The 20,193-nt window shown below is 53.3% G+C and carries 16 protein-coding genes; 12 read left to right on the top strand and 4 right to left on the bottom strand.

The annotated features are described in order from the left end of the window. Positions 1 to 8 precede the first annotated feature (8 nt). The 3 genes from aceF (at position 9) to traT (ending at position 4,424) form a co-directional block, all read left to right on the top strand. The gene (gene aceF / locus JQN59_RS19050) at positions 9 to 1,898 is read left to right on the top strand and encodes a pyruvate dehydrogenase complex dihydrolipoyllysine-residue acetyltransferase (RefSeq protein ID WP_149607622.1); all 1,890 of its coding nucleotides are present in this window, start codon (positions 9 to 11) and stop codon (positions 1,896 to 1,898) included. 175 nt (positions 1,899 to 2,073) lie between these two features. Continuing rightward, a complete protein-coding gene (lpdA, locus tag JQN59_RS19045; RefSeq protein ID WP_003829486.1) occupies positions 2,074 to 3,498 on the top strand; it encodes a dihydrolipoyl dehydrogenase in 1,425 nt (474 codons plus the stop codon). Positions 3,499 to 3,692: 194 nt separating this feature from the next. Further along, a complete protein-coding gene (traT, locus tag JQN59_RS19040) occupies positions 3,693 to 4,424 on the top strand; it encodes a conjugal transfer complement resistance protein TraT (protein WP_103014382.1) in 732 nt (243 codons plus the stop codon). A gap of 63 nt (positions 4,425 to 4,487) precedes the next feature. Here the strand turns inward: traT and JQN59_RS19035 are convergent, their stop codons facing one another. Beyond that, a complete protein-coding gene (locus tag JQN59_RS19035) occupies positions 4,488 to 5,282 on the bottom strand; it encodes a DUF2950 family protein (protein ID WP_103014381.1) in 795 nt (264 codons plus the stop codon). A gap of 10 nt (positions 5,283 to 5,292) precedes the next feature. Continuing rightward, entirely contained in the window at positions 5,293 to 6,879 is a 1,587-nt protein-coding gene (locus JQN59_RS19030; protein ID WP_149607623.1) for a DUF3300 domain-containing protein, read from the bottom strand. Positions 6,880 to 7,327: 448 nt separating this feature from the next. Between JQN59_RS19030 and acnB the strand changes: the two genes are divergently transcribed. From acnB to JQN59_RS19000, 6 genes are all read left to right on the top strand, one after another. Next, positions 7,328 to 9,925: a bifunctional aconitate hydratase 2/2-methylisocitrate dehydratase gene (gene acnB, locus JQN59_RS19025; RefSeq protein ID WP_008786215.1), complete on the top strand. Its 2,598-nt coding sequence runs from the start codon at positions 7,328 to 7,330 to the stop codon at positions 9,923 to 9,925. A gap of 174 nt (positions 9,926 to 10,099) precedes the next feature. Then, on the top strand, positions 10,100 to 10,462 hold the full coding sequence (gene yacL, locus JQN59_RS19020; RefSeq protein ID WP_020996227.1) for a protein YacL: 363 nt from the start codon (positions 10,100 to 10,102) through the stop codon (positions 10,460 to 10,462). 180 nt (positions 10,463 to 10,642) lie between these two features. Next, positions 10,643 to 11,596, top strand: coding sequence for a 2-keto-3-deoxygluconate permease 1 (locus tag JQN59_RS19015; RefSeq protein WP_048214928.1), 954 nt, complete (start codon positions 10,643 to 10,645; stop codon positions 11,594 to 11,596). Then, positions 11,593 to 12,864, top strand: a complete 1,272-nt coding sequence (gene dtnK / locus JQN59_RS19010; RefSeq protein ID WP_149607624.1) for a D-threonate kinase — start codon at positions 11,593 to 11,595, stop codon at positions 12,862 to 12,864. The genes JQN59_RS19015 and dtnK overlap by 4 nt, the downstream gene beginning before the upstream one ends. Continuing rightward, positions 12,854 to 13,837, top strand: coding sequence for a D-threonate 4-phosphate dehydrogenase (locus JQN59_RS19005; protein WP_149607625.1), 984 nt, complete (start codon positions 12,854 to 12,856; stop codon positions 13,835 to 13,837). Before dtnK ends, JQN59_RS19005 begins: the two co-directional genes overlap by 11 nt. A gap of 9 nt (positions 13,838 to 13,846) precedes the next feature. Further along, positions 13,847 to 14,614: a DeoR/GlpR family DNA-binding transcription regulator gene (locus JQN59_RS19000; protein WP_204528144.1), complete on the top strand. Its 768-nt coding sequence runs from the start codon at positions 13,847 to 13,849 to the stop codon at positions 14,612 to 14,614. Between the two features lie 30 nt (positions 14,615 to 14,644). Here the strand turns inward: JQN59_RS19000 and JQN59_RS18995 are convergent, their stop codons facing one another. After that, the gene (locus JQN59_RS18995) at positions 14,645 to 14,992 is read right to left on the bottom strand and encodes a YacC family pilotin-like protein (protein ID WP_032941691.1); all 348 of its coding nucleotides are present in this window, start codon (positions 14,990 to 14,992) and stop codon (positions 14,645 to 14,647) included. Positions 14,993 to 15,145: 153 nt separating this feature from the next. On the opposite strand from JQN59_RS18995, the gene cueO reads away from it, so the two are divergent. The 3 genes from cueO (at position 15,146) to hpt (ending at position 19,389) form a co-directional block, all read left to right on the top strand. After that, a complete protein-coding gene (cueO, locus tag JQN59_RS18990) occupies positions 15,146 to 16,762 on the top strand; it encodes a multicopper oxidase CueO (RefSeq protein ID WP_048214925.1) in 1,617 nt (538 codons plus the stop codon). A 183-nt stretch (positions 16,763 to 16,945) separates the two neighbouring features. Beyond that, positions 16,946 to 18,601 (top strand): methyl-accepting chemotaxis citrate transducer, encoded by a 1,656-nt coding sequence (gene tcp / locus JQN59_RS18985; RefSeq protein WP_149607626.1) that lies wholly within the window; start codon positions 16,946 to 16,948, stop codon positions 18,599 to 18,601. 251 nt (positions 18,602 to 18,852) lie between these two features. Continuing rightward, positions 18,853 to 19,389, top strand: coding sequence for a hypoxanthine phosphoribosyltransferase (hpt, locus tag JQN59_RS18980; protein ID WP_003018658.1), 537 nt, complete (start codon positions 18,853 to 18,855; stop codon positions 19,387 to 19,389). 70 nt (positions 19,390 to 19,459) lie between these two features. Here hpt and can read toward each other — a convergent pair whose 3' ends face one another. Beyond that, positions 19,460 to 20,122, bottom strand: coding sequence for a carbonate dehydratase (can, locus tag JQN59_RS18975; protein ID WP_003018654.1), 663 nt, complete (start codon positions 20,120 to 20,122; stop codon positions 19,460 to 19,462). Positions 20,123 to 20,193: the final 71 nt, after the last annotated feature.

Below are 20,193 nucleotides of genomic sequence, written 5' to 3'. Positions count from 1 at the left end.
AAAGAATAATGGCTATCGAAATCAATGTACCGGACATCGGGGCTGATGAAGTTGAAATCACCGAGATCCTGGTCAAAGTAGGCGACAAAGTTGAAGCTGAACAGTCGCTGATCACCGTAGAAGGCGACAAAGCCTCTATGGAAGTTCCGTCCCCTCAGGCGGGTATCGTTAAAGAGATCAAAGTCTCTGTTGGCGACAAAACTGAGACCGGCAAACTGATCATGATTTTCGATTCCGCCGACGGTGCAGCAGCAGCTGCACCTGCTCAGGCAGAAGAGAAGAAAGAAGCAGCTCCGGCAGCAGCACCTGCTGCCTCTGCGGCGAAAGACGTACACGTACCTGACATCGGCGGCGACGAAGTAGAAGTTACCGAGATCATGGTTAAAGTGGGCGACACCGTTGCGGCTGAACAGTCTCTGATCACCGTTGAAGGTGACAAAGCCTCTATGGAAGTTCCGGCGCCGTTCGCCGGTACCGTTAAAGAGATCAAAATCAACACGGGTGACAAAGTGTCTACCGGTTCCCTGATTATGGTCTTCGAAGTGGCGGGCGCAGCGCCTGCTGCTGCACCGGCTCAGGCTGCTGCTCCAGCAGCAGCGGCGGCTCCGGCTGCTTCCGGCTCTAAAGAAGTTAACGTACCGGATATCGGTGGTGACGAAGTTGAAGTCACTGAAGTGATGGTTAAAGTGGGCGATAAAATTGCCGCTGAGCAGTCACTGATCACCGTTGAAGGCGATAAAGCGTCGATGGAAGTTCCGGCACCGTTCGCGGGTACCGTGAAAGAAATCAAAATCAGCACCGGCGACAAAGTTAAAACCGGTTCTCTGATTATGGTCTTCGAAGTCGAAGGCGCAGCACCTGCAGCCGCTCCTGCACAAGCAGCTGCTCCGGCTCCGGCCGCTGCACCAGCGCCTGCGCAAGCCGCAGCTCCGGCCGCAAAAGCGGAAGGCAAATCTGAGTTTGCTGAAAACGACGCTTACGTTCATGCAACGCCGCTGATTCGTCGCCTGGCGCGCGAATTCGGTGTGAACCTGGCAAAAGTGAAAGGTTCTGGCCGTAAAGGTCGTATCCTGCGTGAAGACGTTCAGGCTTACGTGAAAGATGCTATCAAGCGTGCTGAAGCGGCTCCGGTTGCAGCAGCAGGTGGCGGTATCCCGGGCATGCTGCCTTGGCCGAAAGTGGACTTCAGCAAGTTTGGTGAAATCGAAGAAGTGGAACTGGGCCGTATCCAGAAAATCTCTGGTGCTAACCTGAGCCGTAACTGGGTGATGATCCCGCACGTTACTCACTTCGATAAGACCGATATCACCGATCTGGAAGCGTTCCGTAAACAGCAGAACGCCGAAGCTGAAAAACGTAAACTGGACGTGAAATTCACCCCAGTAGTCTTCATCATGAAAGCCGTTGCCGCAGCTCTGGAACAGATGCCGCGCTTCAACAGCTCCCTGTCTGAAGACGGTCAGCGCCTGACCCTGAAGAAATACATCAACATCGGTGTAGCGGTTGATACTCCGAATGGTCTGGTTGTTCCGGTCTTCAAAGACGTGAACAAGAAGAGCATTACCGAGCTGTCTCGTGAACTGACCGTGATCTCCAAGAAAGCGCGTGATGGCAAGCTGACCGCTGGCGAAATGCAGGGCGGTTGCTTCACCATCTCCAGCATCGGTGGCCTGGGTACTACCCACTTCGCGCCGATTGTGAACGCGCCGGAAGTGGCTATCCTCGGTGTCTCCAAGTCCTCTATGGAGCCAGTGTGGAACGGTAAAGAGTTTATGCCGCGTCTGATGATGCCGATTTCGCTCTCCTTCGACCACCGTGTAATTGACGGTGCGGATGGTGCGCGCTTTATCACCATCATCAACAACATGCTGTCTGACATTCGCCGCCTGGTGATGTAAGCGAAAAAGCCGGCCCGACGGCCGGCTTTTTTCTGGTAATCTCATGAAGTCAGTGAGGTTATTGTGCGAAAGACAAATCGGTTGCCGTTTGTTGTTTCAAAATTGTTAACAATTTTGTAAAATACGGGCGGATAGAACGACCCGCTGGACGACGGGTATAAATTAAGAGGTCATGATGAGCACTGAAATCAAAACTCAGGTCGTGGTACTTGGGGCAGGCCCTGCAGGTTACTCTGCTGCCTTCCGTTGCGCAGATTTAGGTCTGGAGACCGTCATCGTAGAACGTTACAGCACCCTTGGCGGTGTTTGTCTGAACGTCGGCTGTATCCCTTCTAAAGCGCTGCTGCACGTAGCAAAAGTTATCGAAGAAGCCAAAGCGCTGGCTGAACACGGTATCGTTTTTGGCGAGCCGAAAACCGATATCGACAAGATTCGTACCTGGAAAGAAAAAGTTATCACTCAGCTGACCGGCGGTCTGGCGGGTATGGCCAAAGGCCGTAAAGTGAAAGTGGTTAACGGTCTGGGTAAATTTACCGGGGCAAACACCCTGGAAGTTGAAGGCGAAAACGGCAAAACCGTGATCAACTTCGACAACGCAATCATCGCGGCGGGTTCCCGTCCGATCGAACTGCCGTTTATTCCGCATGAAGATCCGCGCGTGTGGGATTCCACCGATGCACTGGAACTGAAAACTGTTCCTAAGCGCCTGCTGGTAATGGGCGGCGGTATCATCGGTCTGGAAATGGGTACCGTGTACCATGCGCTGGGTTCAGAGATCGACGTGGTTGAAATGTTCGACCAGGTTATCCCGGCTGCCGACAAAGACGTGGTTAAAGTCTTCACCAAGCGTATCAGCAAGAAATTCAACCTGATGCTGGAAACCAAAGTGACCGCCGTTGAAGCGAAAGAAGACGGTATCTACGTTTCCATGGAAGGCAAAAAAGCCCCTGCCGAAGCTCAGCGTTACGATGCTGTGCTGGTAGCTATCGGTCGTGTACCGAACGGTAAAAACCTCGACGCGGGCAAAGCTGGCGTGGAAGTTGACGACCGTGGCTTCATCCGCGTTGACAAACAGCTGCGCACCAACGTGCCGCACATCTTTGCTATCGGCGATATCGTCGGTCAGCCGATGCTGGCACACAAAGGTGTTCATGAAGGTCACGTTGCCGCTGAAGTTATCGCCGGTAAGAAACACTACTTCGATCCGAAAGTTATCCCATCCATTGCATACACTGAACCAGAAGTTGCATGGGTTGGTCTGACTGAGAAAGAAGCGAAAGAAAAAGGTATCAGCTACGAAACCGCCACCTTCCCGTGGGCTGCTTCTGGCCGTGCTATCGCTTCCGATTGCGCAGACGGTATGACCAAACTGATTTTCGACAAAGAATCTCACCGTGTTATCGGTGGTGCGATTGTCGGTACCAACGGCGGCGAGCTGCTGGGCGAAATCGGTCTGGCGATCGAAATGGGTTGTGACGCAGAAGATATCGCGCTGACCATCCACGCGCACCCGACTCTGCACGAGTCCGTTGGCCTGGCGGCAGAAATCTTTGAAGGTAGCATTACCGACCTGCCAAACCCGAAAGCGAAGAAAAAGTAATTTTTACGCTTTTGTGAAAACGCCTCTTCGGAGGCGTTTTTTTTGTCTGAAGCTACCAGTTCTGGTAGTCATCTCATTGATATTTCCGCTAAAAAAAATTGCGCAACTGCCGATACTTTTTTCGCCATTGTGTGGCTACTGGCCGCACGGAGAAGAGACTCTGGACTCTCTATTACACGAAAAAAGGAAAATACATGTCTTTAAAAAAAATCGCGGTTATTGGCATGGTTGTCGCGACAATGACGCTGACCGGTTGTGGTGCAATGACCACCGCCGTTAAAAAACGTAACCTTGAAGTGAAAACGCAGATGAGTGAAACCATCTGGCTGGAGCCTTCCAGCGAGAAGACCGTCTACATTCAGGTAAAAAATACCTCTGATAAAGACATGAGTAATCTGCAAACCCTGCTGGCAAATGACCTGTCCGCGAAAGGCTATAAAGTGACCAGCTCACCGGACAGCGCTTATTACTGGGTGCAGGCGAACGTATTGAAAGCAGACAAAATGGATCTGCGTGAAGCTCAGGGCTTCCTGAAAACCGGCTATGAAGGTGCCGCGATGGGCGCAGCGCTGGGCGCGGGTATTACCGCTTATAACAGCAACTCCTCTGGTGCGGCGCTGGGTGTTGGTATCGCGGCGGGGCTGATCGGCATGGCTGCGGATGCGATGGTGGAAGACGTGAACTACACCATGGTCACTGACCTGCAGATCTCTGAACGCAGCAAAGCGAAAGTGACAACGGATAACGTTGCGGCGTTGCGTCAAGGGACATCTGGCATCAAGCTGCAAACCAGCAGCGCGCAAGGCGATCGCGCAAAATACCAGACCCGCGTTGTGTCTAATGCTAACAAAGTGAATCTGAAGTTCGAAGAAGCGAAGCCGGTGTTGGAAGCTCAACTGGCGAAATCTGTCGCTAACATCCTGTAATTTGTTTTGAGTTGCCGGGCGGCGGCTACGCCTTACCCGGCCTACTAACCTTTCGACTCGGTATCAGGGCGCTACGGGCTGCCAGGTTTTATCCGGATGGTATGCGGTTAACGCCTGCGCTTTCTGCTGTGATTCAACGCCGAGATCGGCCTGGTAGACTTTGTCTTCACCGTTAATGATAAAACTCATCACGCCGGTGTGATCGTAGCTAACGGGCCAGGCTACCATGGCAAAACCGCTGGTTTTATCGGGAAGGATCCGGAAGCGATAGCCGTGATAGCCCATGCCCGGCTCCTGTGGACTGAAGGCTGGGCCAAGCGGGCTTGGCGCTTCGCCCGGCGAAACAGGCCAGTACAGACCATCCTTTTTCCCTTCAGAACTGACAATCTTTTGCGCGTATTTCTGGTTCATCGCAAAATAGCTCTGCTGAGCATTCACATAGGCGTGCAACGCCTCGATGGCAGCAAGTTCGTTGCGTCCAATCTCACGGGTCAGGATCTCTTCGGCCGCTTCCTTGATATCAAATTGCCAGCCTGAAGCTTTTTTGACGACCGGGATTGGCAGTTGCCAGTCGCTGTCCCCAACCACAAGATGCGCCGTATTGCCGTCGATGACAGTGCTATGGCGTACCTTCCAGTCACGCAGGAAGCGATCAACCGCATCAGGATCGACGCCTTCTGGCGGCAGAAAATCACGCCAGTTTTCCCCGAGCAGGTTGCTCATTGCACTTTCATTTTGCTCACTGATAGCGTTTGCCAGCGCATCTGTTGCCTGGTCTGGTGTGCTGAAGGATTGTTGTGCCATCGCGGTGGCCGAAACCATGAACAACACCATTCCACTGAGTAGTTTATTTTTCATGTCGGTTCCCTTAACGATGACGGAATTCACGGTGTTCAGCACGCCCGCCAGAAGGCTGGCGCGATGGCTGATTACGGGCGACCTGCCGGCTCTGGGCACCTCGCTGTTGCTGTGCCTGCCAGTTGGCGGAGCGACTGTCGTTACCGCTCAGCGCATTGGCGCGTGGCTGGCTGGTTCGCTGTTGAAGATTGCGCTGTTGCACATTGCGTTGTTGTGCCGGTTGCGTGACCCGTTTCTCCTGTCGCTGGGCGACTGCCTGGCGATTCTCCCGCTGCTGAGTGCTCGTCCGCTTCGCGGTTTGCGGTTTGGTATCGTAACCGCGGTAGTTATTACGTTGGGAAATTTGCTTCAGTTGTTGATTCGATGCCTGACGCTGGGCGTCTCTCGTGCCCGTACGCGCCGTTTGCGGGAATGTTTTCCCCGTCGATTTCTCCATCTGGCTCAGGGCTGCCTGACGCTGGCTATCACGGTTGACCGGTCTTTGCTGGGTCGAACTTAACCCGGTTGCCGTGTTAGTGGAGTGGAAGCGGTTATTGAGCTGGCTATTTGGGTAAGGCACACCCTCACGGTAGGCCGGGTTATGCTGCCAGGTACGGTTGGCATCTGTCAGGCGCTGACCACTGATTTTATTGAAGTTATCAACGTTAATGTTGATGTTGTTATCACCGTTGCGGTTATAGCCGCCATGGTTATCCCAGTCATCATTATGATGGTGGTCGTCGTCGTCATCCCAGTCGATGTTGCTGAAGATGGCATAGGTTGTGGCGACACCAAGGCTGAAGCCTAAACCATTGACGAAGCTGTTACCAAATTGCTCACCGGGCGTTGGTGGCAGATAGGTTGGCGGATAGGCGGTATTCGGCCAGGTACCGTAAACCGTGTTCGGGTTATAGGTTGGAACGTACACCACCTGCGGATCGGCGGATTCAATCTTGATGACAGTAGGGCTTGTCGTGGTGGTAGTGCTGGTCGTCGATGTGCTGGTGGCGGTTTTCGCCGGTGCCGCTTTGGTCACGGTGGTGACGGTCTGTTGCGGTGTTGATTGCAGCGCGCCGGTTTGTTGCGCCAGTACACGCAGACGTTGAACGGAATCCATGACGTCCTTCGGCTGCGCGAGGAAAGCATCACCCAGGCTTTGTACCCACGGCGGATTTTCACCCATCAGTGACATCAACTGAGGAAAAGCGACCAGCGATTTCACGCTGGGATCCCAGGGCTGGCTGGCAACGGCCTGAATGGCGGCATCGCCCTGCATTTTGGGATTGTCTTTTGACCACTGTGCGGCCTGGATGACGTTAGCCGGATAGGTTGAGGCCATCAAAATTTGCGACAACAGCGAGTCTGGATAGAGCGCGATAGGCGCAACCCACTGATCGATTTGTGCTGCTGAGTAGGTTGGTGCCACGGCGGGTGCAGTTTGCTCTACCGGGGCGGGGACCGCTACGGGAGCTGGGGCCGGTGTTGACGGTTGCTGCGCAACGGGGGCCGGAGCAGCAGGCTCCGTTGTGCGACTTTTAACAAACATCACGCCAGAGGCGGCAAACAGCCCGGCACTGCACAAAAGGACAAGCAGATGTGGCTTAAGGGGCAACTTCATAAAATGACTCCAACGAGACGAGCGCTGTGCCGTGAGGCGTTCCTGTTGCCGCGAGTATTATTCACCCGTGTTAGACAGTTTTGACTTTTATGGTTGATTCACCAGATACGTCCGGAAAAAGAGTGTGAGTATTTATTACACAATTATATGTGATGGCGGAAAAATCGCTGGAATATTCAGCCGATCGCGCTTGAAAATTAACCGTTTATGGGCGATTTTAAGCTGACTTAATTTCGCCTCACCTTGTCGCTATACCATTCTTAACGATTCAGCCAATTTTTTATGTTGCTTTTTTGTAAACGGATTAACACTTAATGAAAATCCTGTTATTGTGCCTTATGCGGTACCGGGCATTTACCCTACTAACTACTGTCTCACAGGAGCGTGAAGAGAATCGCCCATCTACAAAAGCGCCGCATTATGACAATGAGAGCGAGGAGATATCGTCGTGCTAGAAGAATACCGTAAGCACGTAGCTGAGCGTGCTGCCCAGGGGATTGTGCCAAAACCTTTAGACGCAACCCAAATGGCTGCACTTGTCGAGCTGCTGAAGACCCCGCCTGTGGGCGAAGAAGAATTCCTGTTAGACCTGTTGATCAACCGTGTTCCTCCTGGCGTAGATGAAGCCGCTTATGTTAAAGCTGGTTTTCTCGCCGCTGTCGCAAAAGGCGACACCACCTCCCCGCTGGTTACCCCAGAAAAAGCCATTGAACTGCTGGGCACCATGCAGGGTGGCTACAACATTCATCCGCTGATCGACGCGCTGGACGATGCAAAACTGGCGCCGATTGCCGCCAAAGCGCTCTCTTCAACGCTGCTGATGTTCGATAACTTCTACGATGTAGAAGAAAAAGCCAAAGCGGGCAACGAATATGCGAAGCAGGTAATGCAATCCTGGGCTGATGCCGAATGGTTCCTGAACCGTCCAGCTCTGGCTGAAAAAATCACCGTTACCGTCTTTAAAGTGACGGGTGAAACCAACACCGATGACCTTTCTCCGGCACCGGATGCATGGTCTCGCCCGGATATCCCTCTGCACGCTCTGGCGATGCTGAAAAACGCCCGTGAAGGTATCGAACCGGATCAGCCTGGCGTGGTTGGCCCGATCAAACAGATCGAAGAATTGCAGAAAAAAGGTTACCCGCTGGCTTATGTGGGTGATGTTGTCGGTACCGGTTCTTCGCGTAAATCCGCAACCAACTCCGTGCTGTGGTTCATGGGTGACGACATTCCTCATGTGCCGAACAAGCGCGGCGGCGGCCTGTGCCTCGGCGGCAAAATTGCACCTATCTTCTTCAACACCATGGAAGATGCGGGCGCACTGCCGATTGAAGTGGACGTGTCGAACATGAACATGGGCGACGTGATTGACGTTTACCCGTTCAAAGGCGAAGTACGCAACCACGAAACCGGCGAACTGCTGGCAAGCTTTGAGCTGAAAACCGAAGTCCTGATCGACGAAGTACGCGCCGGTGGCCGTATCCCGCTGATCATCGGTCGTGGCCTGACTACCAAGGCGCGCGAAGCGCTGGGCCTGCCGCACAGTGACGTATTCCGTCAGGCGAAAGACGTGGCGGAAAGCAGCCGTGGCTTCTCCCTGGCACAAAAAATGGTTGGCCGTGCCTGCGGCGTGAAAGGCATCCGTCCGGGCGCGTACTGCGAACCGAAGATGACCTCCGTCGGTTCTCAGGATACTACTGGCCCTATGACCCGTGACGAACTGAAAGACCTGGCGTGCCTGGGCTTCTCGTCTGACCTGGTGATGCAGTCCTTCTGCCACACTGCGGCGTATCCGAAGCCGGTTGACGTGAACACGCATCACACGCTGCCAGACTTCATCATGAACCGCGGCGGTGTGTCGCTGCGTCCGGGCGACGGCGTTATTCACTCCTGGCTGAACCGCATGCTGCTGCCGGATACCGTAGGTACCGGTGGTGACTCCCATACCCGTTTCCCTATCGGGATTTCCTTCCCGGCAGGTTCTGGTCTGGTGGCGTTTGCTGCTGCGACCGGCGTGATGCCGCTGGATATGCCGGAATCCGTTCTGGTGCGTTTCAAAGGCAAAATGCAGCCGGGTATCACCCTGCGCGATCTGGTACACGCCATCCCGCTGTACGCGATCAAACAGGGTCTGCTGACCGTTGAGAAGAAAGGTAAGAAGAACATCTTCTCTGGTCGCATTCTTGAAATCGAAGGTCTGCCGGATCTCAAAGTGGAGCAGGCGTTCGAATTAACCGACGCCTCCGCTGAACGTTCTGCTGCCGGTTGTACCATTAAGCTGAACAAAGAGCCGATCGTTGAGTATCTGAGCTCTAACATCGTTCTGCTGAAGTGGATGATCGCAGAAGGTTACGGCGATCGCCGTACGCTGGAACGTCGTGTGCAGGGCATGGAAAAATGGCTGGCGGATCCGCAGTTGCTGGAAGCCGACGCTGACGCAGAATACGCGGCAGTGATCGACATCGATCTGGCGGATATCAAAGAGCCAATCCTGTGTGCACCGAACGATCCGGACGATGCGCGTCTGCTGTCTGACGTACAGGGCGAGAAGATCGACGAAGTGTTCATCGGCTCCTGCATGACTAACATCGGCCACTTCCGTGCCGCTGGTAAGCTGCTGGATGCACACAAAGGCCAACTGCCAACGCGTCTGTGGGTGGCTCCGCCAACCCGTATGGATGCGGCACAGCTGACCGAAGAAGGTTATTACAGCGTGTTCGGTAAGAGCGGTGCGCGTATCGAAATTCCAGGCTGCTCTCTGTGCATGGGTAACCAGGCGCGTGTAGCCGACGGCGCAACGGTGGTGTCGACCTCTACCCGTAACTTCCCGAACCGTTTAGGTACCGGGGCGAACGTCTACCTGGCTTCTGCGGAGCTGGCGGCGGTTGCGGCGCTGATCGGCAAACTGCCGACGGCGGAAGAGTACCAGACCTATGTGGCGCAGGTAGATAAAACGGCCGTAGATACTTACCGTTATCTGAACTTCGACCAGCTGTCTCAGTATACCGAGAAAGCCGATGGTGTGATTTTCCAGACTGCGGTGTAATGCCCTAAAGCATTTTGTGTAAAAACGCATCAATGCCCGGAGAAGTCTGCTTCTCCGGGCATTTTTATTTCTATTCCTTATACCCACTACGCTTTTTTTCTGCCGCGCTGCTGCGATAATTACAGCAAGGCGCAATGCGGTATTGGCGCATTGCCGGGAGTAGAGGAAGACATTATGGATTACGAATTTCTGCGCGATATTACCGGGGTGGTAAAAGTGCGTATGTCCATGGGCCACGAGGTGGTGGGGCACTGGTTTAATGAGGAAGTGAAAGAAAACCTGGCCTTACTTGATGAAGTGGAACAGGCAGCGCGTGCGGTTAAGGGCAGTGAGCGCTCCTGGCAGCGAGCAGGGCATGAATACACGCTCTGGCTGGATGGCGAAGAAGTGATGGTTCGCGCTAATCAGCTGGAGTTCTCTGGCGATGAGATGGAAGAGGGGATGAGCTACTACGACGAAGAAAGTTTTTCGCTCTGTGGTGTAGAGGACTTTCTTCAGGTTGTGGCGGCATACCGCGAATTTGTGCATCAATCCTGAGATATTTCAGATATCAATGAAGCCGGGTGAGACAAACCCGGCTTTTTTTTCGTCCGAATGATTATTTGATTTTTATTAATCATTCAAAAACTGTGATCTGCCGCGTTTGTGATCTGATTTTGATTGAATATAATCGTTGTGATTTTATTTAATCACAACATAACAACAGGCGGGAAGACCATGAACATCAAGAAGGCAATAGAACGCGTACCCGGCGGCATGATGGTTGTGCCGTTGGTTATCGGTGCCATTATCAACACTTTTGCCCCGCAGGCGTTGCAGATCGGTGGATTCACCACTGCTTTATTTAAAAATGGCGCGGCTCCCTTGATTGGCGCGTTCCTGCTCTGTATGGGCGCGGGAATTAGCGTAAAGGCGGCGCCGCAAGCTTTGCTACAAGGCGGCACGATTACGCTGACCAAGTTATTGGTCGCGATTGCAATTGGTCTCGGGGTTGAACACCTGTTTGGCGCGGAAGGCATCTTTGGCTTAAGCGGTGTTGCCATTATTGCGGCAATGAGTAACTCCAATGGCGGGCTTTACGCGGCGCTGGTTGGCGAGTTTGGCAATGAACGCGATGTTGGCGCGATCTCCATTTTGTCTCTGAATGACGGACCTTTCTTTACCATGATCGCGCTGGGCGCGGCGGGTATGGCAAATATTCCTATCATGGCGCTGGTGGCGGTTCTTGTTCCGTTGGTGGTTGGCATGATCCTCGGTAACCTCGACGCTAATATGCGTGACTTCCTGACGAAAGGCGGTCCACTGCTCATTCCTTTCTTTGCGTTTGCACTTGGAGCCGGTATTAACCTGGAAATGCTGCTGCAAGGTGGTCTGGCGGGCATTCTGCTGGGTGTGCTGACCACCTTTGTGGGCGGCTTCTTTAACATTCGTGCCGATCGTCTGGTAGGCGGGAGTGGTATTGCTGGTGCTGCGGCATCCAGTACGGCGGGGAACGCCGTCGCGACGCCACTGGCCATAGCACAGGCCGATCCCTCGCTGGCAGAGGTTGCCGCTGCGGCAGCGCCGCTGATTGCTGCGTCGGTCATTACAACCGCCATTCTGACGCCAATTCTTACGTCGTGGGTCGCGAAAAGGCAGTCTCGTCAGACCGTGCAGGAGAAGAAAGCATGAAAATGATCGTTATCGCCGATGACTTTACGGGCTCTAACGATACCGGCGTACAGTTGGCGAAAAAAGGGGCGCGTACCGAAGTAATGCTGACCCCAGCGCAGAAACCGTCGCGCCGCGCCGATGTTCTGGTCATCAATACGGAAAGCCGGGCGATGCCGGCAATGCAGGCCGCCGCGGCTGTACAACAAGCGTTAGCGCCATGGTGTGAGGGCGAAGCAACACCGCTGGTATACAAAAAAATAGACTCAACATTTCGTGGCAATGTGGGGGCTGAAGTCACTGCAGCCATGCGTACAGCCGGTCGGACGCTGGCCGTGATTGCGGCGGCAATTCCTGCTGCCGGGCGCACCACGCAGGATGGCTTGTGCCTGGTCCATGGTGTGCCGCTGCTGGAAACGGAATTCGCCAGCGATCCAAAAACGCCTATTCACTCTTCGCGTATTGCTGAACTGGTCGCACTGCAAAGTGATGTCCCTGTACATGAGGTGTCGCTGGTGGATGTGCGTCGGGGAAGTTTGAGTGCGCTGCTGAGTGCTTTTGCAAAAGCCGGCGAATGTATGGTGGTGGTGGATGCCATGGAAGAGCGAGATCTCGCGCTCATTGCACAGGCGGTTTGTGAGCAAAAACAGATGCCGCTGCTCGTAGGGGCGGCAGGGCTGGCCAATGCGCTACCGGCCGCAACGTTTATGCAAGAAAAGCAGGAATTACCGGTGTTGGTTGTGGCTGGCTCAATGAGTGAGGCAACGCGACGTCAGGTGGAAAAAGCAGTGTGTCAGGGTCGGGCAAAAGTCGTTGATATCGATGCCGCGCGGTTGGTTGCATCGTCATTTGCACAGGAAATGGACTCTGTTATTGAACAGGCTTGCGCGCAACTGAGCCAGCAGCAGCACACGATCTTACGCACCAGTCGATGTGCAGAAGACCGGGACATGATCGACACGCTGTGTTTCAACGTGGGGATGAGCCGCCAGCAGTTGGGAGAACTGCTGAGCCAGCGTCTAGGGGAGATAACGCTGCGCATTATTGAACAAGCACGTATCGGCGGTTTGTTCCTGACCGGAGGCGATATTGCCACGGCGGTCGCCAGTGCGTTGGGTGCTGAAGGGTATCGCATCCACAGTGAGGTCGCCCCCTGTATTCCGTGCGGAACGTTTGTGAATAGCGAGATTGACGACTTGCCGGTTATTACCAAAGCGGGTGGATTCGGTTCTGATACGACCCTTTGCGATGCGCTGTATTTTATTGAGGAGATGTACCGTGGTAACTAAAACAATTGCGATTACGATGGGAGATCCGGCGGGGATTGGTCCGGAAATTATTGTTAAAGCGCTACGCGAAGATGAACTTAATGGTGCACCGCTGGTGGTGGTCGGGTGCCTAAAAACGCTGCAGCGGTTACAGGCTCGGGGGCTGGCTGACGGAGTAACATTTCGCGCTATTGAACAGGTCGCCGATGCCAGATTCACGCCAGATACGATTCATGTGATTGATGAACCGCTGGCGCAGCCTGACGAACTGGTCCCTGGTACAGTGCAGGCACAGGCGGGCGATCTGGCCTATCGCTGTGTGAAGCGGGCGACTGAACTGGCGATGAAGGGGGATGTACATGCCATCGCGACCGCGCCGTTGAACAAAGAAGCGCTGCATCTCGGCGGACACAATTATCCTGGACATACCGAACTGCTGGCAACGCTGACCGAAAGCCGTGATTATGCGATGGTGCTGTACACCGATAAGCTGAAAGTTATCCATGTTTCGACGCATATCGCACTGCGCAAATTCCTTGATACGCTCAATGGGCAACGTGTCGAAACGGTGATTAGTATCGCGGATACCTTCCTGAAGCGCGTAGGCTTTGCACACCCGCGTATTGCCGTTGCGGGGGTGAATCCACATGCCGGAGAGAATGGCCTGTTTGGCGATGAGGAAATTCGTATTGTCGGACCCGCGATTGAGAATATGAAAGCGAAGGGGATGGATGTTTACGGTCCGTGCCCGCCGGATACCGTGTTTTTACAGGCTTATGAAGGTCAGTATGACATGGTGGTGGCGATGTACCACGATCAGGGGCATATCCCGCTGAAATTGCTGGGTTTCTATGATGGTGTAAATATCACAGCAGGTTTACCGTTTATTCGTACCTCTGCCGATCACGGTACGGCATTTGATATCGCCTGGACGGGAAAAGCAAAATCTGAGAGCATGGCCGTATCGATCAAACTGGCAATGCAACTGGCGTAATTTACTGTTATGAAAGGGCAACACCGTCTGGATAAGATTGTGGCGTATTTGAAAAATCATACGCTGGTTACCGTGGAACAGTTGGTTGACGCGGTTGACGCCTCTCCAGCAACGATCAGGCGCGATCTCATCAAGCTGGATGAACAGGGTGTGATCAGCCGCAGCCACGGCGGTGTTGCGTTACGACGTTTTGAAGCGGCGCAGCCAACCACAAACGAAAAGCAACTGCGATCGCCTGCTGAGAAACGGACGATTGCGCGTTTTGCCGCCTCAATGGTGCGTGCGGGCGATGCCGTGGTGCTTGATGCCGGTACCACAATGCTGGAGCTGGCAAAATGTCTGACGCATTTGCCGCTGCGAGTGATTACCGTTGATCTGCACATTGCCCTGTTTTTGTCAGAATTCCGTCAGATAGAGGTGACGATCGTCGGTGGACGCATCGATGACAGCAGCCAGTCCTGTATTGGTGAGTTTGGCCGGAAAATGTTGCGCAGCGTCTATCCTGATATTGCTTTTATGAGCTGTAACACCTGGAGTATGGAAAAGGGTGTAACCACGCCAACGGAAGACAAAGCGGGATTAAAGCAGGAAATTATTGCGAATGCCCAACGGAAGGTATTGCTGGCGGATAGCAGTAAGTACGGCGCACATTCATTATTTAACGTCGCGCCGCTTAGTTGCTTTACCGATGTTGTTACCGATGTGAATCTACCGCCAAACGCGCAGACTGAATTAAAAGCGCAATCCGTTGCCCTGACGCTGGTACAGCCAGAGTAACGGCACTCTCAACACTTATTGCGCCGGAGGTTATTTAACGTAGGCCAACAGGCTCAGGGAGTCACGCGCCAGCGCTTTGCATTTCTTTGCTGTAGGGATGCCGATACCGCTGAGATCGCGGTAGCTGTCTTCACCCAGCGCTTTCATATTGAAGGTGTCGTAATTACTCAGGTCCCACTGGTTTTGCTGGGCAAAAAAGACCAGTGCGCGACGAATCTGCCCATTAGGCAAATTCTGGTATCCACAGTCATTTTTCAGAAAAACAAAAACTGCCGTTAAATCGGCCATATCTTCGGCTTCGGACTCGCTGAGCGCGTAGCTATTTGCGCATACGGCCATCAGGGTGCCGAACAAAACTGTTCTGAAAAACGTCTTCATTGCTTCTACCACTGCATCACGGAATTTAAACGTTAGCATACTGCGAGCGAAGCGACGACCTTTATTATTAGCCGTTCACTTGACCTTCCCGTAAGGGGAAGGCTTATGCTTAAAAGATAGCCTGCTTAAGCTGCTGAATATAAGGAAGTGATTATGCAACGTCGTGACTTTTTAAAGTACTCCGTGGCGCTGGGCGTCGCGTCAGCGTTACCTCTGTGGAGCCGGAGCGTATTTGCCGCAGACCGCCCTGCATTGCCCATTCCTGACCTGCTAACCGCGGATGCCTCAAACCGTATGCAATTGGTGGTGCAAGCCGGAAAATCGAGCTTTGCTGGTAAAACAGCGACGACCTGGGGATATAACGGCAATTTACTCGGACCTGCGGTCAAGCTGAACAAAGGGCAATCGGTGACTGTGGATATCCATAACCAGCTTGCCGAAGAGACGACGTTGCACTGGCACGGTCTGGAAATCCCCGGTGAAGTCGACGGTGGGCCGCAAGGCATTATCCCGGCGGGCGGGAAACGTTCCGTGACCTTCACGCCGGATCAGCGCGCGGCAACCTGCTGGTTCCACCCGCATCAGCATGGAAAGACCGGCCGTCAGGTAGCGATGGGACTGGCCGGACTGGTGCTGATTGAAGATGAAGAGATTCGCAAGCTGATGCTGCCTAAGCAGTGGGGCATTGATGATGTGCCGGTGATTATTCAGGACAAACAGTTCTCTGCTGATGGGCAGGTTGATTATCAACTGGACATCATGACCGCCGCAGTCGGCTGGTTTGGCGATACGCTGCTGACCAACGGGGCGATTTATCCTCAGCATGCCGCACCGCGTGGCTGGTTGCGTCTACGCCTGTTGAATGGTTGTAACGCACGCTCACTGAACATTGCGGCCAGCGACAATCGTCCTTTGTACGTCATTGCTAGCGACGGCGGACTGTTGGCGGAACCGGTAAAAGTGACCGAGCTTCCTATGCTGATGGGCGAGCGCTTTGAAGTGCTGGTGGATGTAAGTGACGGCAAAGCTTTTGATCTGGTCACTCTACCAGTCAGCCAGATGGGGATGGCGATTGCGCCATTCGATAAGCCGCACCCGGTGATGCGCGTTCAACCGTTGCTGATTACCGCTTCCGGCACGCTGCCAGATTCGCTGACATCCATGCCATCGCTGCCGTCACTGGAAGGTCTGACGGTGCGCAAGCTGCAGCTGTCGATGGATCCGATGCTCGATATGATGGGCATGCAAATGCTGATGAAGAAATACGGCGGTCAGGCCATGGCGGGTATGGATCATGGGAAGATGATGGGCCATATGAATAATGACAATATGGGCCACGGCAATATGAATCATGGCAATATGAACCACGGTGAGATGGGGAATATGCAGCATGGCGACATGGGCAACATGAAGCATGGATCATTCGACTTCCATAATGCCAACCGGATTAATGGTCAGGCATTTGATATGAATAAACCGATGTTTGCCGCGGCGAAAGGTCAGCACGAACGCTGGGTGATTTCCGGTCAGGGCGACATGATGCTGCACCCGTTCCACATTCATGGCACACAGTTCCGCATTCTGTCTGAGAATGGCAAAGCGCCTGCCGCACACCGCGCGGGATGGAAGGACACGGTGCGGGTAGAAGGTGGTGTGAGCGAGGTGTTAGTGAAGTTTGACCACGACGCGCCAAAAGAGCATGCCTATATGGCGCACTGCCATCTGTTAGAGCATGAAGATACCGGGATGATGCTCGGCTTCACCGTCTAAAATATTACGCTGAGCTTATCCGGCCTGCAGAAATCTCTCGTAGGCCGGATAAGACACAGTCTCTTTACAGCGTTTCACCGCACGACTCCCTCCTCCTGCAAATTCTTCTATTGCACATAAAGTAATCGCCTTTGAAGCCGATAATCATTGGGTACCCAATGTGAGTTCAATGGATGAAATACTATGATTAAAAATGTGCGTGTTATTACCGGCATTCTTCTGGTTCTCGCCATTTTCTGTTTGCTACAGGTCGTGACAGGAAGCTTTTTTTATTCTGCGGTAAACAATGATCGCCATAATTTCCAGAACTCAGGCACCCTGAATGCCCAACAGGAAAATCTGAGTGACAGCGTCAATACGCTGATTAAAACCCGAGTAACGGTAACCCGCGTAGCAATTCGTTTCTTGAAGAATCAACGCGATCCGGCCTCACTGGCGGCCATTGATACTTTGCTAAAAACGGCGAGTGAGTCGATGAAGAAGGCTGAGGGATACTTCGCGCATTATCAGTCATTGCCGCAGGTGTCGGGGCAGAATCCGCAAATTGCATCTGAAATGGAAAAACAGTATCGGCAGATGCACGACGTGATGGCGTTATCGATAGAGTATCTGCGCGCGAATAACTATCAGGCCTATGGTGATCTTGATGCTCAGAAGGCGCAGGATGAAATGGAAGCCAGCTATGACCAGTGGCGTAACGAAAACAACGCGTTGCTCCAGCACGCGGCGGCGGAAAATCAGCACAGCTTTACCCGCATGCAATGGACGTTAGGGGCAATTGTCATCGCTGTGCTCATCGTTCTGGGCATGATCTGGAGTGGGTTGCAGCATATGCTGCTAAAACCCCTGGCGCAGATCATGGAGCATATCCGTATTATCACCCGTGGTGATCTGACCCATCAACTCGACGCCCAGGGACGTAATGAAATGGGACGTTTGGCGACGGGCTTAGATGAAATGCGACAGTCGCTGATTTCGACAGTCACGTCGGTGCGTAACAGCTCAGAAACGATTCATAGCGGCGCAACGGAAATCTCATCAGGTAACAACGATCTGTCTTCGCGTACTGAGCAGCAGGCTGCTTCACTTGAAGAGACTGCCGCCAGCATGGAACAGCTTACCGCGACCGTGAAGCAAAATACGGACAATGCGAAACAGGCGACTCAACTGGCTAAGAATGCGTCTGATACTGCCGCACGTGGTGGGCGGGTTGTTGATACTGTCGTGCACACGATGAGTGAAATTGCCGGTAGTTCACAGCAAATTGCGCAGATCACCAGCGTCATCGACAGTATTGCTTTCCAGACCAATATCCTGGCGCTCAACGCGGCAGTTGAGGCTGCCAGGGCAGGAGAGCAGGGACGCGGATTTGCTGTTGTGGCGGGGGAAGTCCGTACCCTGGCAAGCCGTAGCGCTCAGGCAGCCAAAGAGATCAAAGCGTTGATTGATAACTCAACCCACAGCGTGGGGATGGGATCTCAGCAGGTGTCGGACGCGGGTAAAACGATGAAAGAGATTGTCGCAGCGGTCACCCGCGTGACGGACATCATGGGGGAAATCGCCTCAGCCTCGGAGGAACAGAGTCGGGGGATTGAGCAGGTGAGCCTCGCGGTCTCGCAGATGGACAGTGTCACACAACAAAACGCCGCGCTGGTAGAAGAGTCTGCTGCCGCCGCCGCTTCGTTGGAACAACAAGCTGAACAGTTACGTCTGGCCGTGGCGGCATTTCGCATCACTCGCGATGCCTCCAACAGTGAGCATCGAAAACCACCTATGGATACTCCACGATCGACCTCCGCGGGGAGTTCGCCACAAGACCCGCACTGGGAAACGTTTTAGCCACAGGCTGCCGTGCGCTCCTGGTTTTGATTAATAAGCGTACAAAAAACGACGCAAACGGGTTCTCCTGTGAACTATCAGAGGAACCCGCTCTCTTTACTGGTATACTTCATCAACTGAATTGTTTGTATGCTGTCGCAAGTTTTGTGGTTAGAGCGGGTCGCCGTCTGTCAGTCGGTGTATCAACGTAAGCGCTTTCTTTCGATCTGCATGATGTGTCAACTGATAAAAATCAGTGAGTTATAGGGTTTATGAAACATACTGTTGAAGTGATGATCCCGGAAGCGGAGATCAAAGCGCGTATTGCTGAACTGGGGCGCCAGATTAACGAACGTTACAAGGACAGCGGCAGCGATATGGTGCTGGTTGGTCTGTTACGTGGCTCATTTATGTTTATGGCGGATCTGTGCCGTGAAGTGCATGTCTCTCACGAAGTCGATTTCATGACGGCATCCAGCTACGGTAGCGGAATGTCTACCACGCGTGATGTTAAAATCCTGAAAGACCTGGATGAAGACATTCGTGGCAAGGACGTGCTGATTGTCGAAGACATCATCGACTCCGGCAATACGCTGTCCAAAGTGCGTGAAATTCTGAGCCTGCGTGAGCCGAAATCCCTGGCTATTTGTACGCTGCTGGACAAACCTTCTCGTCGTGAAGTGAATGTTCCGGTCGAGTTTATCGGCTTCTCAATTCCTGATGAGTTTGTGGTCGGTTACGGCATTGACTATGCCCAGCGTTATCGCCATCTGCCGTATGTTGGCAAAGTAGTGCTGCTGGACGAGTAATTGGCTGGAGCGCCTGATGGCGCGGGTTTGTAGGCCGGGTAAGGCGTCGCCGCCTCCCGGCAATGTCACATTATTTATGGTTGCTGTGTTTCTGACTCAGGTTAGACAACCCCTGGCGATAGCGCTGTTCCAGCGTTTCGCGGCTGGTGGCGGTGACGTCGAGATCGCGCAGCAGGCCATCATGAATACCGTAAGCCCAGCCGTGAATGGTAACTTTCTGACCGCGCTTCCAGGCTGAACGCATAATGGTTGAGTGGCCCAGGTTATAGACCTGTTCCATGACATTCAGTTCGCACAGGGTGTCCATACGACGTTCCTGCGGCATTTCGCCCAGCAGTGAGCTGTGTTTGAACCAGATATCGCGGATGTGCAGTAACCAGTTATCTATCAGCCCCTGTTCTTTATTTTCAATCGCCGCCTGGACGCCGCCGCATCCATAGTGGCCGCATATAATAATATGTTCCACTTCCAGCACATCCACCGCATACTGAACCACTGAGAGACAGTTCAGGTCGGTGTGAATAACCAGATTGGCAACATTGCGGTGAACAAATAATTCGCCCGGTTCAAGACCGGTTAATCGTTCAGCGGGAACGCGGCTATCGGAACATCCAATCCATAGAAAACGCGGATTCTGGGCATGCGTCAGCGTTTCAAAAAATCCGGGATCTTCTTCTACCAGCATCTTTGACCATAGTGCATTGTTGCTGATGAGTGTATCTATGTCTTTCATGGAGTAGCACGACCCGAAGCCAGATAAATTCGATGGGCTAATATAGGGTAACTCCATCATTATTTAAACTA

The organism is Citrobacter sp. B72, assembly GCF_016894305.1.
Lineage (GTDB): Bacteria > Pseudomonadota > Gammaproteobacteria > Enterobacterales > Enterobacteriaceae > Citrobacter > Citrobacter portucalensis.
Note: the sequence above shows the minus strand (reverse complement) of the source record. Positions and strands in the feature narration are given on the sequence as shown.